The organism is Cryobacterium sp. Hh7 (assembly GCF_004403155.1).
Classification (GTDB): domain Bacteria; phylum Actinomycetota; class Actinomycetes; order Actinomycetales; family Microbacteriaceae; genus Cryobacterium; species Cryobacterium levicorallinum.
The window spans coordinates 26,916-41,153 of record NZ_SOHG01000019.1; the positions used below are offsets into that span (position 1 = coordinate 26,916).

Consider the following 14,238-nt stretch of genomic DNA (forward strand, 5'->3'; position numbering starts at 1 on the left):
CAGGGTGTTCAGCTGACCGGCCTTGGAACCGTCACGGTCCCCGATGCCGCACCGGTGCCGGGGCTGTTTGCGAACGGCCGGTGGACTGAAACGGCCGCCGGGTACACCCGGGTCATCCGCTGCCCGGCGGACGGTGAACAGGTCGCCGAGGTTGCCGAATGCACGGCCGCCGACGCCGGGGAAGCTGTCTCCAGCGCCCGTCGAGCGTTCGACAGCGGAACGTGGCCGGGAACCAGCGAGAAGGCGCGTGGCCAGGTCCTGCTCCGCACCGCCGAATTGCTGGAGCGCGACAAGGCCCTGTATGCCCGGGCCGAGGCCCTCGACACGGGCAAACGCTACGTCGAAGCGGAATACGACATCGACGATATCGCCGCATGCTTCAGGTACTACGGCGGCATCGCCGGGACGGACGCAGGCCGTGTGATCGACACCGGAAATCCCGGCAGCATCAGCCGCGTTGTCCACGCACCGGTCGGGGTTTGCGGACTCATCACGCCATGGAACTACCCCCTCCTGCAGGCCTCCTGGAAGGTGGCCCCGGCCCTGCTGGCCGGCAATACCTTCGTCCTGAAACCCAGCGAATTGACTCCCTCCACGGCCATCCTGCTGATGGAAACGCTCCTGGAAGCCGGGTTGCCGCCCGGCGTCGCAAACCTCGTCACCGGCACGGGCCCCGAGGTCGGCGCCGTCCTGAGCGAAAGCCCGGACGTTGACCTGGTCTCCTTCACCGGCGGCCTGGCCACCGGGATCAGCATCATGAAGGCCGCGGCCGACACCGTGAAGCGGGTCGCCCTGGAACTGGGCGGGAAGAATCCGAACATTGTCTTCGCTGACGCCGACCGCGAGTCTGCTTTGGATAATGCCCTCACTGCGGTGTTCCTGCATTCCGGGCAGGTGTGCTCGGCCGGCACGAGGCTCATTATTGAGGAATCGATCCACGACGAGTTCATGGCCGAACTGGTGCGGCGCGCCCAGTCCATCCGGCTTGGCGGTCCCTTCGACGAGCGCGCGGAAACCGGCCCGCTGATTTCGGCCGCGCACCGTGACAGGGTCCACGCCTATGTCCAGGCCGGCATCGCGGAAGGAGCCACGCTGCTGTGCGGCGGATATATCCCCGACACCGGCGCGCTGGCAATCGGCAGCTACTACCCTCCCACCATCCTGGATGACTGCCACACGTCCATGAACGCCGTCCAGGAAGAGTCGTTTGGACCGGTCCTGACCGTGGAGACCTTCAGCACTGAGCAGGAAGCCATCATGCTGGCGAACGACACCGCCTACGGGCTGGCTGGCGCCGTCTGGACGAATGACGGTTCCCGCGCCCAGCGCGTTGCCGGATCGCTCCGGCACGGAACGGTGTGGATCAACGACTACCACCCCTACCTTCCCCAAGCTGAGTGGGGCGGGTTCGGCAAGTCGGGAAACGGCCGCGAACTTGGGCTCCAGGGTCTCGCGGAGTACCGAGAAACCAAACACATCTGGCAAAACATCAACCCCCAGCCCAGCCACTGGTTCGAGTCTCCACCGGCAGGAGTACAGCAATGAACAGTCCCGACATCTCCGTGCGCAACCTTTGGAAGGTCTTCGGACCGGGGGGTGACCAGATTCCCGGAAACCCCGAACTCTCGGGCCTTAACTCAGCGGAACTGCTGGAACGTACCGGCTGCAACGCTGCCGTCCGTGACCTGAGTTTCGACGTCGCCAAAGGCGAGGTCTTCGTGGTCATGGGACTTTCCGGATCCGGCAAGTCCACCCTGATCCGGTGCCTGACCCGGCTGATCGAACCCACCTCCGGGCAGGTCCTGGTGGACGGCAAGGATGTTCTCCAGGCAGGCATGGCCGAGCTCCGCGAACTGCGCCGGCGGAAGATGTCCATGGTGTTCCAGCATTTCGGCCTCCTCCCGCACCGCACCGTCCTTGACAACGTCTCTTACGGGCTGCAGATCCGCGGGGCGGCCAAAAAAGAACGCTTCACCCGGGCCCGGGAGATCATCGAACTCGTGGGCCTCAAGGGCTACGAACAGCACTACCCGGACCAGCTGTCCGGCGGGATGCAGCAGCGCGTGGGCCTGGGCCGGGCCCTTGCCGGGGATCCGGACACCATCCTCTTCGACGAGCCCTTCTCCGCCTTGGATCCGCTCATTCGCCGTGATATGCAGGCCGAAGTCATCCGGCTGCACAAGGAAATGGGCAAGACCATGGTTTTCGTGACCCACGACCTCTCCGAGGCGCTCAAGCTCGGCGACCGCATCCTGATCATGCGCAACGGAGAGACGGTCCAGTGCGGCACGGGAGATGAGCTGGTGGGGTCCCCGGCGGACAAATACATTGAGGACTTCGTGTCCGAAGTCCTCCGCGCGGATGTCCTGACCCTGAAGTGGATCACCCGGCCCGTTGAAGCCGCAACACCGGCTGACGCGCCCGTTCTCAGTTCACGGATGATCATCCGCGATGCCATCGCGGCGGTCATGCAGTCCCCCTGCCCCGTCCTGGTGGAGGATTCCGGCCGGATCACCGGGCAGATCGACCGTGACAGCATCCTCTCGGTACTACAGCGCACGGAAGCAGCGGCCTAGTGTCCGTCCTCGTTCGGGATCGGGCCACGGCGCAGCCCGCACCGTTCCCCTCCCCCTCCCGTACCCGCGAACCGCGCCGCAGGCCCACCAGACGCACCATCCTGTTGGCCAGCGCAGTCGTCGTCTGGATCCTGGGATTCGTTTTCCTGCATGGAACCTCCACCCTGACGCTGCCGGCCTCTGAGCTGACGGACCTGCACCGCTCCCTCAACCAGTTCAACGTTTGGGTAGCGGCAAACCGCGCGGACAACCCCGTCTTCCTGTACGTCTTAACGCCCTTGCGTGCCGGCGTCGACGCCGTGGCCAACCTGTTCATCACCACCTTTGCGGCGAGTTCCACGGGCCTTCGTCTGCCGGAAATCGGCTGGCTCGGAACGGTGGGCTTGCTGGGGTGGATCGCGTTGGCGATCGGAAATGCCCGGGTCGCACTGTTGACGGTGACCATCTTTATCTTCTTTGGCTTCCAGGGCCTGTTCCTCGAAGCCACCTACACGTTCGCCTTGGTCGTCACCGCTGTGCTGCTGACCCTTCTGGTTGGAATCCCACTCGGTGTCCTGGCCGGCGTGTACGGCCGCGTCGCCAAGTTGATCACGCCGGTACTGGACTTCATGCAGACGCTGCCAACGTTCGTGTACCTGGCCCCCCTGGCTTTGATCTTCCTCATCGGCCCCGCATCGGCCGTTATCGCGACAGTGATCTACGCGGCTCCGCCCGTGATCCGCCTGACGGCGCACGGCATCCGCGGCATCCCCGAGAACACCCGCGAAGCATCCGACTCACTGGGCACAACTGGTGTGCAGCGGCTCCTTACCCTGCAGCTTCCCATGGCCCGCCGCACCATCGTCATGGGAATCAACCAGAGCACCATGGCTGCCCTGTCCATGGTCACCATCGCCGCCCTGATCGCAGCCCCCGGGCTCGGCCAGGTGGTGGTCCGGGCGCTGCAGTCGCTGGACGTCGGCACGGCCGTCAACGCTGGACTCTCCATAGTCCTGCTGGCGATCATGCTGGACCGGGTGACCACCGCCGCAAGCCGCCGCGCGGAACCAGGGGCAGCCCGCAACCGCAGGGTCTCCCGCAGGACCAGATTCATCCTCCTGGGCATAACCCTGGTGCTAGCCCTGGTCATGGTGCAGTTATCCCGGACCATGCTGTGGGCCGCCGCATTCCCGGCCAACCTTGACATCGGCCGGGTGATCGTCCAAGCCGTGAGCTCGGCCAGCGAATGGACGCAGGCCAACCTATCCCTCTTCACCGTCTCCTTCCGGGAAGCCGTCACCACCGGGATCCTCAACCCGTTCCAGTCGCTGCTCACCGAGACGCCCTTCTACATCCTGGTGGCCGCTATTGCCCTAGCCGCCTACGCCCTGGGCGGCTGGAAGCTCTCGGCCCTGACCACTGCCTGCCTGGGCGTTATTATCTACCTCGGCCTCTGGAGCGACTCCATGGTCACCCTGGCCGCAACGCTGGTAGCAACCACGGTGGTCATGGTCCTGGGTATAGTCTTCGGCGTCGCCATGGGACGGTCCGCTCGGGTGGACCAGATTATGCGGCCCATGCTGGACGCGGGCCAGACCATGCCCGCCTTTGTCTACCTGGTCCCGTTCCTGGGCCTCTTCGGCGCCACCCGTTTTACAGCGATCATCGCCGGAATCATCTACGCCGCCCCCGTGGCCATCAAGATCACGGCCGACGGCATCGCGGCGATCTCCCCCACCGTTGTCGAAGCCGCCGTATCCAGCGGCTCCACCCCCTGGCAGGTCATCACCAAGGTCCAGCTTCCGATGGCCAGGCAGACCCTGGCCCTCGCCGCGAACCAGGGCCTGATCTATGTCCTGGCCATGGTGGTGGTGGGTGCGCTCGTGGGCGCAGGCGGCCTCGGGTACGACGTCGTTGCTGGCTTCGTGCAAAGCTCGCTCTTCGGCAAGGGCCTCGCTGCAGGCCTTGCCATCGTCTTCCTCGGCATACTGCTGGACAGGATGACCCAGGCCGCCGCAGCCACACCGGCGCGAAAAACCCCTTCGCCCAAAACGTCGACAACCTGACCGCATGATCGCCCTGCGCCCGGCGCGGTGGACCCCCGCATTCCCCCCAATAAGGAGATCAGATAATGAACAAAGCTAGATTGCTGTTGAATCGAACTGTCCCGGCAGCGGCTGGAGCTGCTGCCGCGATCATGCTGTTCGCAGGCTGCGGCGGTGCCTCCGTCAATCAGTCGGCTGCCGACCCGGCTGCCGATGGCGCGACGGCCTGCGGAACGGTCAACGTCGCAATGAACGCCTGGGTGGGGTACACGGCCAATGCCGCCGTGTACAGCTATGTGGCGAAGAACGAGTTGGGCTGCACCGTGGTGCAGAAGGACCTGAATGAGCAGATTTCGTGGCAGGGCTTTGCCTCCGGCGAGGTGGACATCGTGATCGAGAACTGGGGCCACGATGATCTCGCCAAGCAGTACATCACCGATCAGAAAGTGGCCGTCGACGCTGGCGCCACCGGAAACGTGGGCTACATCGGCTGGTACGTGGCGCCCTGGATGGCCGAGAAATATCCGGACATCACGGAATGGGAGAACCTGAACAAGTATGCCTCGATGCTCGCCACGTCCGAATCCGGAGGCAAAGGGCAGCTACTCGACGGCGATCCCGCCTTCGTCACCAATGACGAGGCGCTGGTGAAGAACCTCAATCTGGACTACAAGGTGGTGTTCTCCGGTTCGGAGGCCGCCCTGATCCAGTCATTCCGTACAGCGGAGCAGAATAAGACGCCGATTCTGGGCTATTTCTACGAGCCGCAGTGGTTCCTGGCCCAGGTGCCGCTTAAAAAGGTCAACTTGCCGGCGTGGACCGAGGGCTGCGACGCGAACGCGGAAGAAGTCGCCTGTGACTACCCGGAATACAAGCTCAACAAGATTATTTCGAAGAAGTTTGCGGACAGTGGATCGCCCGCAGCCAAGCTTGCGAAATCATTCAACTGGACCAATGAGGACCAGAATGCGGTTGCTACGGATATCCAGGGCGGCATGATGCCCGAGGAGGCGGCAAAGAAATGGGTGGATGCTAACGAGGATGCTGTGAACGCCTGGCTCAACTAGTCCAGAACGTTCAGATTATGCGGCGGCGAGTCCTCCCTGGGCTGTCTCACTGATCTCAGCCGGGTCGGTAGACTCACCCACCCACCGGAAATCCGTGGGTGGGTGAGTGACTTGTTTTCAGCTCCTTGTTCGGGCAGCGCGAACGTGTCGCCACCATGCGGATCTGCTGGCCCTGTCTGCGACGAATCGTGGGCATCCGCTCTCAGAGATCGTCTTCGGGTCGGGCGGTGAGGATCCGATTGGCGCTGACCTGCAAAATGCCGAGCGACTCCTGGATCAGGGGCGATGTGATGCTGCCCTTGCGCACCGCAGCGACAATGCGGCGCGAGGGTTTGCCCTTGCCGGCAATGCGCAGTCGAACCACGTTTTCGGCACCGTGCAGCGGCGCCAGTCGCGGCAGCAGTCCCAAGCCCAGCCCCGCACCAACGAAGGCGATCTGGGTTTCCCATTCCACGGCCTCATGGGCAATTCGCGGTGTCACCCCGACTGCCGTGAACGCCGCCGTAAATAGGGCATGGTACGTGGAACCGGCGGCCTCGGTGATCCAGGGTTCCGTGGCCAGCTCCTCGAGCGTCACCGTTTGCCGTGATGCCAACGGATGGTCGGCGGGAATGATCACGTCCAGGGGATCGTCGAGCAGAACAGTCTGTTCGAAGCGCGCATCATCCTCAACCGGGGTGTCGGACTGCATGGCGACGATGACCGCGAGGTCGATTCGCTCGGCAACCAACAAGTCGAAGCAGCGAGCCGGGTTGGCCTCGAGTACCTGTACCTCCAGCAGGGGGCGTGTCGAGCGCAGCGTGGCGGCCAGCGGCGCGAGCAGCTGGGCAGCCGCCGTGGAGAATCCACCGAGCCCCAAACGGGACGGCACCTGGTCGCCGGCCTCCATGGCCGCGGCGCGCAGGCTCTCCCATTCCGCAATGAGCGCGTCCGAGCCCGCCACGAGATAGCGGCCCGTGGCGGTTAGCCGTACCCCTCGACCGTCCTTCGTCAGCAGCTGCATTCCGAGCACACGCTGGAGCTCCCGCAATTGCGCGGAGACCGCAGAGGGAGAATAACCCGTGAGCGCCGCCGTAGCCCCAACGGTGCCGCACCGGCCAAGTACCCGAAGTGTTATAAGCCGTGGATCGATCATGCACTTATTCTGCACTGTTATTTGCTAAATCTTGCGCTTTTGTTGCAGATCTATGCTCCCTAATCTCAGGATTAGCCGTTTTCGACAACGCCGGTTGCCCCCCACTCCGGGTCTCACTCATCGCACACTCATCCAACCCTCTCGGGAGGAAACCCATGGCTGCTCCAGTACACATGCCCCTCAATTCACGTGGAAGACTCGCTTCATACTTGCCAGCCGAGCAGATGGCGGAAATTACCGAGTTGTTTGATTTTCGGCGGGTGGGATATTCCCTCAATTCCCCCTTCTACACCGATCCGACGATTTTCAACATTGACATGAAGGCCATTTTTGGCCAGCATTGGATCTTTGCCGCCAGCATCGCCGAGCTCCCGGAACCAGGAGACTACGTCACTGTCGATTACGGCCCGTATTCCCTGATCGTGCTGCGCGACGACGACGGCGGCGTGAACGTGCTGCACAACGTGTGCCGCCACCGGGGCGCCCGCGTCCTGACCGAAGCTTCGGGGACCACGGGCAACCTGGTCTGCGGCTATCACTCGTGGACCTACTCCCCCCGCGGCGATTTGGTCCATGCCTCGGCACCGGGGGAAACGCAGTTCGACAAGGGCTGTTTCGGTCTCAAGCGCGCCCACAGCCGCGTGTTCGCAGGACTCATCTTCGTCTGCATTGCGGATGAGCCGCCAACGGACTTCGACGAAACCGGAAAGATCTTCGAACCCTACCTTGCGCCCCACGACCTATCGAAGACGAAAATCGCTTACCAGCAGAACATCGTCGAGGAGGGCAACTGGAAGCTCGTCATGGAGAACAACCGTGAGTGCTACCACTGCGACGGCCACCCAGAACTCGCCTGCTCCCTCTTTCCCACCTGGGGCCTGACGGAGGGCCTGATCCCGCTCCATCTTGAGGAGGTGTGGGGCCGAAACAAGGAAGCACAGTCCTCGCTCGAGGACCGTTGCCGCCGTTATGGCCTTCCCTATGAGGCCGTCGAGGAACTCGACACCCGCGTAGGGGGAATCCGCATCTCACGAGACGCTCTCGACGGCGACGGCGAATCGTTCTCGCCCGACGGGCGCAGACTCTCCAAGAAGCTGCTCGGCGACTTGCGCGACTTCCGCCTTGGCCGCTGCTCGATGCACCTGCAGCCCAACAGCTGGTTCCATTTCGTCGCGGACCACATCATCACGTTCGCCGTCTTCCCCGTCAATGAGCACCAGACGCTGGTACGCACCACCTGGCTGGTGGCTGACGACGCCGTGGAAGGCGTCGATTACGACCTGGAGAAGCTCACCCACACCTGGAAGCAGACCAATCTGCAGGACAAGGCGTTCGTGGAGTTGTGCCAGAAGGGCGCCAGCAGCCCCGCCTACGAGCCCGGCCCGTACATGAAGAGTGAATACCAGGTCGAGGCATTCATCAACTGGTATGTACAGCGCGTGCAGGAGCACTTGGCATGATTGAACTCGGCACCGTCACGGCCATCCAGGAGCCACAGCGCATTCGCGGCCTGGAGATGCCGTGGAACAGGGTGCTGGGCAGCACCGATGGACCCGCCGGTGCGGCCCGCGCATTGGGACCCTGGAATCCGCAGGAGCTTATGGCCGAATGTGTCGAGACCATTCCCGAGGCGGGCGGCATGATGACCTTCGTGTTCCGCCGCTCCGACGGGGCGCCCCTGGCGTTCCGTCCGGGCCAGTACGTGAATGTCGCCTTTCCCGTGAACGGCGAGGACCAGGACGCCGTGGACCGCAGCTACTCGCTGTCCAGTTCGCCCACCAAGCCGTGGACCTTTGAGATAACAGTCAAATGCGACCCCACGGGGCAGGTCTCGCCGTGGGTGCACGCGAACGTCAAACCCGGCACCGTCCTGGAGATGCTCGGGCCGGTCGGCGCCTTCCACCTGCCCGACGTCGACCGGCGGGCACGGTACCTCTTACTGGCGGCCGGCTCCGGCATCACCCCCATCATGTCGATGGTGCGGACCATCCACTCCCTGCCCGGACAGGCCGATGTCGTGCTGCTCTTCCACGGAGCGGAGGCTGGAGGGTTTGCCTTCCACCAGGAGTTGAACTACATCGCCTCCGTGGACTCACGCGTCAAGGTCTTCTACTCCCTGGGCGACCGCAGTGAACCCGAGGGGTGGCAAGGGCTCACCGGAAGGCTAACGGCGGCCATGCTCGACCAGGTAGCCCCGGATGCCAACGGGCGCCAGGTTTATGCCTGCGGCCCCGAGGGTTACCTGAACGCAGCCACCGAGCTCCTTGAGAAAGTCGGCGTCGACGACACCTCCATCCACGTGGAATTCTTCTCGGGAGACCGCCAGACCATTCTTGAATACCAGGCGGAGGTCGCGCTTGCAGTGGACATTGCCGAGGAAATCGCCGAGGAAATCGCCGATTCCGCCGAGGACTACTACGAAAGCCAGCCCGCAGCATTCGGGCTCTACGAGCCCGGCTACGATGCCGCGGGAACCCTGGAGGCCACGGGGCTGCCGCTGGAAACCGTCGACTCGGACTCGTCCTGTCCCGAAGCCCCCGACGCCAGTCCGGATGTGGGGCCGGAGGCCGGGTCCACCGATGTCTCGAACTTCGACACGGTCGGCACGGGAAGTCTCACCCTTTCCTTCCTGCGCACCGGCATCAACGTGCGCATCGACCCCACCGAACATATCCTCGGGGTGGCCCAGCGTGCGGGCGTCAGGATTGGCGCGAACTGCAGGGAAGGCATGTGCGGCTCCTGCAAGGTCGTCAAGCTTTCCGGGGAAGTCGACATGAACCACCAGGGCGGGATCCGGGCTCGGGAAATCGATGCAGGCAAGTTCCTGCCGTGCTGCTCGACCGCGCTCACTGATTTAGTGATCGATGCCTAGCCGCCTCCAGCTTCTCCCCGCCGGGAGCGTATCAATAGACCCGATTTGCTTCACGAAAGTGACAACAACGTCCTCACAGGCAGTCTGATGCGACCAGCATCACCGTGAGGGTTCGATCGCCAACCCATAGGAGCCATTTAATGTCAGGTAACAAAGCCGTTGCATACAAGGCGCCGGGGATCGTGGAAATCATCGATACCCCGTATCCCACCTTTGAACTGCAAGCCGGCCCAGGCGTCAATCCCCTCAATGTCGGCCGGAAGATCCCGCACGGGGTCATCCTGCGCACCGTGAGCACCAACATCTGCGGCTCGGACCAGCACATGGTTCGTGGCCGCACGACCGCCCCGGCCGGTCTCGTCCTGGGGCACGAGATCACCGGGGAAGTCATCGAGACCGGGCCCGACGTCGAGTTCATCAAGGTCGGGGACATCGTTTCGGTCCCCTTCAACATATCCTGCGGACGTTGCCGGAATTGCAAGGAAGGCAAGACCGGAATCTGCCTGAACGTGAACCCAGACCGTCCCGGTTCCGCCTACGGCTATGTCGACATGGGCGGATGGGTCGGCGGGCAGGCGGAGTTCGTCCTGGTCCCCTACGCGGACTGGAACCTGCTGCGGTTCCCCGATCGGGACCAGGCCCTGGAAAAGATCATGGACCTGACCATGCTCTCGGACATCCTCCCGACCGGTTTCCACGGGGCCGTTACTGCGGGTGTCGGCGTCGGGTCCACCGTCTATGTTGCCGGGGCCGGTCCCGTGGGGCTGGCCGCGGCAGCCAGCGCCCAACTGCTGGGGGCTGCGGTGGTCATCGTGGGGGATCTGAATGAGGATCGCCTGGCCCAGGCCCGATCCTTTGGCTGCGAAACCGTTAATGTGGCCAACGGGGACCCGGCTGACCAGATCGAGCAGCTTCTCGGGGTCCGGGAGGTCGATGCCGGTATCGACGCGGTCGGTTTCGAGGCCCGCGGCCACGGACATGGTGCCGGGGCCCAGGAGGCGCCGGCCACCGTGCTCAATTCACTGATGGATCTCACCGCCGCCGGCGGGTCCCTGGGCATTCCCGGCCTGTATGTCACCGGGGATCCGGGCGCCGCGGACGAGGCGGCCCAAAAGGGCAGCCTGTCATTATCCTTGGGCACCGGCTGGGCGAAGTCCCTCTCCTTTGCTACCGGCCAGTGTCCGGTCATGAAGTACAACCGGCAGCTGATGATGGCGATCCTGCATGACAGGATCCAGATCGCCAAGGCGGTCAACGCCACAGCCATTTCACTCCAGGATGCCCCGCGGGGGTACGCGGAATTCGATGCGGGCGCCGCCACGAAGTATGTCCTGGACCCGAACGGCTACCTCAGCAAATAGTCCGACAGGCAGGTTAGAGCAGTCGGTGCACCACCCATATCGTGCGGGCGGTGCACCGCCCAATCCGTCTTCGAAGCGCTTGAACGTGTTGCGGATCAGGTGAATGTTATGCCGATGTCGGCACGGTGGCTTGATGACGTGGGTCTGAATGGCACCGGCTACGTCGCGGCCGAACTGGGCCGGCAACGCAATAGTGTCGTCGCTGGAGACTCTGATCTCGGCAGCGAGGTTGTCCAGGGCGGTGCCTTCCGGCAAAAGTTCTGCGAAGAAGTTGCGTCTTCGCCCCGCCCGGCTGCGGTTGCTGACGAGGTCGAACGGCACCGAAGCGGAGAGGATCGTGCTGCCGAGCCCCAAACACACAGCTGCCTAGGCGTTTAGGCGTGCAGCCAACTCGTGGAGGGTGGGAACGGTGTAGTCCGGTTGCGCGAAGTAGCTCGGATAAGGGGCATCGCCTCGGTTGATCCAAGCGGTGCTGAGGCCCGCTTGGGCTGCCCCGTGGATGTCCCAGGGGTGCACGGCGACCAGGAGCATGTCGGCCGACTGAACCCCCAGAGCATTCGCGGCGTAGTGATAGGCGGAACCCACAGGTTTCCACGCCGGTGCGTCCTCGACGGTGAGAAGGGCGTCAAAGTTATCTCGAATCCCCGCCTCGGACAGCATGGCTTGTGCCAACCGTGCCGACCCGTTGGACAAGGTCGCGAGGCGGTACCCCGAGACCTTCAACGCCCTGACCCCATCTGCGACATCCGGGTGCAGGTTCAGCGTCCCGAGGCCCTCCAAGACATGGGATACGGCCTCATCGACAGTGCGCGTCAGGGCGATGCCGCGGAACAGATCATGCAGGATCGCGGTGCCGATCACGGAGAATCTCGCACTGTCGCCAGACGCGGCGAGGGCGAATCCGTCCCGAAGCAATGATGCGAACCAGATCCGGGCCAGATAACCCGGGGCACCGACCTCCACGAAACGATTCTCCATTGGTGACATGTCCGAGAGGGTTTCATTGACATCGAAAACGATTACTGACGCGGCTGCATTCATGATGGGCTCCTTAAGATTGATCAACGTGCCCGAGATCGGAAACCGACGGCGTCTGTTCACGCCGGTCGTGCCTCGACTCAAACACGAAGTCGGACAAACGATGTGGTCGACCCCTTCCACCCAATAGGCAGAGTCACGGCAGCGAACACGATGCGATCCACGGATCCACGGATCCACGGACCTCCAGTCTACGAAAACCTCGCCCGCGCCCTAAAACTGATCCTGTGAGGCGTGGGATGCACCGCCGGGAATTCCTCCCCTGCCTCATGGTTGTCTTCTAGACGTATCGGAATCGGCGGGTGTACTGCCGCCCGACGGACCGTCGCTCAACTCAACGGAAAGAAGATCGCCATGGACCTCAACAAATTGGATCTCGCCAATCGCCGCGGAATCATCACGGGCGCAGGACAAGGCATCGGCCAGGCCATCGCCCTCGAGTTTGGTCGACGCGGTGGCCACCTCCTGCTGGTCGGCCGCCAACTGGCCACACTCACCGAAACCGCCCGCCTCGTCGCCGCCGCGGGCGGAACAACAGAAATCCTCGTCGAAGACCTGACTCAGCCTGGCGCTGTTGAACGGATCGCCGACACCGTTGCACCGTGGAGCACGGTTGACCTGCTCGTCAACAATGCCGGCAATGTACGCGCGGGTCGGCTCGAGCTCACCAGCGATGCGGATGTCCATTCAATGATCGATCTGAACCTCACCGCTCCGATCCTGCTCACCAAAGCCCTCCTACCGGCGCTTCGTCAGAGCGGTAAGGGCCGTGGAAGCATCCTCCTGAACGTTTCCAGCGGGATAGCCCTCGTCGGGATGCCGTTCTATTCGATCTACGCGGCCACGAAATCAGGCCTAGCCCAGTTCGGCGAATCGCTGCGCCGGGAATTGATCGGAACGGGCGTGCACGTTGCGACCGTCTACCCGGGGGCCACCGATACCGCCATGATGACCTCGCAGAACGCCGGCGCCGACCTCGGCTGGGACCGCCGCAGCCTGGCCGACGTCATCACCGATCTGATCGCTGCGTTGCAGGCAGGTGAGCATGAAATCAACACCGCACCCGAGGGCCGCCGAACAATGCAGGAACTCAACCTCACCGACCCATTGGCCGTGGATGCCGCACTGGCTCCCGGCCTCGAAGCCCTCGAACTCGCGGTGCGCGACCACCGCAGCATCTAGCGGCCCAAACTACGAGACCACCACGTGGAGAACACCGCAACCTCAAGCGGATCCAATCTTGCCTCAAAGGCCGATATCCAGACCCGAAGTGGCATTCTGTGCGCTGGAACGCGGCGGGCGTGGCGTACCGGGGCTCACGCATCCTCTTATCCAATCATCCCTGGCGCGTTCACGGTCAAGTCGGGCTGCGCGTTAGCTGGCGCAGGAGGGCCGGGGCTCGGTCCTGAGCGAACTGTTCTGTGGCCCCCTAAGGTGAGCTCGTAGACGTCGGCATCCAGGTTTCCGATGCCGTGCAGCGCAGCGGAGGATTCGTGAGAAACAACCGCCAGCTCGGGTGACCCGCGGCGCTCGGACGCTTTCGGCCGGGGGTCAAGGGAAAGCCGAGCCAGCTGCGCTGGCGTAACTCCCAGACCACGGGCCTGGGGCGGCGAACGCCAGCAGCGAGCGGATCGCTGAATTGCTGATCCGTTGTCTCGCTCTTGGTCGATACCCGCGCAGACCCAATAAGCTTCGTCATTGACGCCTCCCGATGTCTCGCAACCGTCCTTGCCTACCGGCATAGTGTTGACAACCGAGGCGAGACACGCAGCTTCGTACGTTGCCTTCAGACTGCGATGCCCACAACCCGATCACCGAGAAGGATGTCGACCGTGGCGCTCGTCACTATCGCGCAACGTCGACCTGTCCCATCGTGGCGTCAGCCGCCAGCTTGTGAGACGTGGTCTCCACCGTACCGGTGGGATTTGAAAACTAGACCGTCCCTAATCAGACGGCGGACCGCGCCCAGATCCGCAGGATTACCGGGTTTTTCAATCTTTTGAACACCCGGGACACCGATGCGATTTCATTCAAGTGTTGCCAAAATGTTGCCACGCACAGCACGGGACAGTGGACGACTCTGTGGACGCCCGAAGCATTGGGGGAAACCAGATGCTGACGGAGGGATGGCCGAGGCGCATGTGTGCCCCGGCCATCCCTAATTA

General features: G+C 63.4%; 12 protein-coding genes. 8 read left to right on the forward strand and 4 right to left on the reverse strand.

The window, feature by feature from the left end:
* The first annotated feature begins 54 nt into the window (after positions 1–54).
* The 4 genes from E3T43_RS07795 to E3T43_RS07810 all read left to right on the forward strand — a co-directional run bounded on the left by E3T43_RS07795 (position 55) and on the right by E3T43_RS07810 (position 5,667).
* Complete coding sequence (locus tag E3T43_RS07795) at positions 55–1,545, forward strand: aldehyde dehydrogenase family protein (RefSeq protein WP_134472023.1); 1,491 nt, start codon at positions 55–57, stop codon at positions 1,543–1,545.
* Positions 1,542–2,576, forward strand: coding sequence for a glycine betaine/L-proline ABC transporter ATP-binding protein (locus tag E3T43_RS07800; protein WP_092448690.1), 1,035 nt, complete (start codon positions 1,542–1,544; stop codon positions 2,574–2,576). Before E3T43_RS07795 ends, E3T43_RS07800 begins: the two co-directional genes overlap by 4 nt.
* On the forward strand, positions 2,576–4,621 hold the full coding sequence (locus tag E3T43_RS07805) for a proline/glycine betaine ABC transporter permease (protein WP_134471981.1): 2,046 nt from the start codon (positions 2,576–2,578) through the stop codon (positions 4,619–4,621). The genes E3T43_RS07800 and E3T43_RS07805 overlap by 1 nt, the downstream gene beginning before the upstream one ends.
* Before the next feature lie 65 nt (positions 4,622–4,686).
* Positions 4,687–5,667: an ABC transporter substrate-binding protein gene (locus tag E3T43_RS07810; protein WP_174844332.1), complete on the forward strand. Its 981-nt coding sequence runs from the start codon at positions 4,687–4,689 to the stop codon at positions 5,665–5,667.
* Between the two features lie 202 nt (positions 5,668–5,869).
* Here the strand turns inward: E3T43_RS07810 and E3T43_RS07815 are convergent, their stop codons facing one another.
* Positions 5,870–6,802 (reverse strand): LysR family transcriptional regulator, encoded by a 933-nt coding sequence (locus tag E3T43_RS07815; RefSeq protein ID WP_092448692.1) that lies wholly within the window; start codon positions 6,800–6,802, stop codon positions 5,870–5,872.
* A gap of 155 nt (positions 6,803–6,957) precedes the next feature.
* Here E3T43_RS07815 and E3T43_RS07820 point away from each other — a divergent pair, with 155 nt between their 5' ends.
* The 3 genes from E3T43_RS07820 (at position 6,958) to fdhA (ending at position 11,035) form a co-directional block, all read left to right on the forward strand.
* Positions 6,958–8,262, forward strand: a complete 1,305-nt coding sequence (locus E3T43_RS07820) for an SRPBCC family protein (RefSeq protein ID WP_134471982.1) — start codon at positions 6,958–6,960, stop codon at positions 8,260–8,262.
* The gene (locus E3T43_RS07825; protein ID WP_134471983.1) at positions 8,259–9,674 is read left to right on the forward strand and encodes a ferredoxin reductase; all 1,416 of its coding nucleotides are present in this window, start codon (positions 8,259–8,261) and stop codon (positions 9,672–9,674) included. Before E3T43_RS07820 ends, E3T43_RS07825 begins: the two co-directional genes overlap by 4 nt.
* Before the next feature lie 140 nt (positions 9,675–9,814).
* Entirely contained in the window at positions 9,815–11,035 is a 1,221-nt protein-coding gene (fdhA, locus tag E3T43_RS07830; protein WP_134471984.1) for a formaldehyde dehydrogenase, glutathione-independent, read from the forward strand.
* Here the strand turns inward: fdhA and E3T43_RS19195 are convergent.
* Both E3T43_RS19195 and E3T43_RS07840 read right to left on the reverse strand, forming a co-directional pair.
* The gene (locus tag E3T43_RS19195; protein WP_255454186.1) at positions 10,943–11,395 is read right to left on the reverse strand and encodes a HipA N-terminal domain-containing protein; all 453 of its coding nucleotides are present in this window, start codon (positions 11,393–11,395) and stop codon (positions 10,943–10,945) included. The genes fdhA and E3T43_RS19195 overlap by 93 nt on opposite strands.
* Positions 11,396–11,401: 6 nt before the next feature.
* Positions 11,402–12,076: a haloacid dehalogenase type II gene (locus tag E3T43_RS07840; RefSeq protein ID WP_134471985.1), complete on the reverse strand. Its 675-nt coding sequence runs from the start codon at positions 12,074–12,076 to the stop codon at positions 11,402–11,404.
* 351 nt (positions 12,077–12,427) lie between these two features.
* Between E3T43_RS07840 and E3T43_RS07845 the strand changes: the two genes are divergently transcribed.
* On the forward strand, positions 12,428–13,255 hold the full coding sequence (locus E3T43_RS07845; RefSeq protein WP_134471986.1) for an SDR family oxidoreductase: 828 nt from the start codon (positions 12,428–12,430) through the stop codon (positions 13,253–13,255).
* Positions 13,256–13,502: 247 nt separating this feature from the next.
* Here the strand turns inward: E3T43_RS07845 and E3T43_RS18955 are convergent, their stop codons facing one another.
* Positions 13,503–13,772 carry a hypothetical protein gene (locus tag E3T43_RS18955; RefSeq protein ID WP_174844333.1) on the reverse strand — a complete coding sequence of 90 codons (270 nt, stop codon included), beginning with the start codon at positions 13,770–13,772 and terminating at the stop codon, positions 13,503–13,505.
* Positions 13,773–14,238: the final 466 nt, after the last annotated feature.

Excerpts from the sequence above, each read along its gene's own strand:
- E3T43_RS07800 (WP_092448690.1), top strand. The coding sequence starts at position 1,542 with ATGAACAGTCCCGACATCTCCGTGCGCAACCTTTGGAAGGTCTTCGGA.
- E3T43_RS07810 (WP_174844332.1), top strand. The coding sequence starts at position 4,687 with ATGAACAAAGCTAGATTGCTGTTGAATCGAACTGTCCCGGCAGCGGCT.
- E3T43_RS07815 (WP_092448692.1), bottom strand. The coding sequence starts at position 6,802 with ATGATCGATCCACGGCTTATAACACTTCGGGTACTTGGCCGGTGCGGC.
- E3T43_RS07820 (WP_134471982.1), top strand. The coding sequence starts at position 6,958 with ATGGCTGCTCCAGTACACATGCCCCTCAATTCACGTGGAAGACTCGCT.
- E3T43_RS07825 (WP_134471983.1), top strand. The coding sequence starts at position 8,259 with ATGATTGAACTCGGCACCGTCACGGCCATCCAGGAGCCACAGCGCATT.
- fdhA (WP_134471984.1), top strand. The coding sequence starts at position 9,815 with ATGTCAGGTAACAAAGCCGTTGCATACAAGGCGCCGGGGATCGTGGAA.
- E3T43_RS07840 (WP_134471985.1), bottom strand. The coding sequence starts at position 12,076 with ATGAATGCAGCCGCGTCAGTAATCGTTTTCGATGTCAATGAAACCCTC.
- E3T43_RS07845 (WP_134471986.1), top strand. The coding sequence starts at position 12,428 with ATGGACCTCAACAAATTGGATCTCGCCAATCGCCGCGGAATCATCACG.
- E3T43_RS18955 (WP_174844333.1), bottom strand. The coding sequence starts at position 13,772 with ATGACGAAGCTTATTGGGTCTGCGCGGGTATCGACCAAGAGCGAGACA.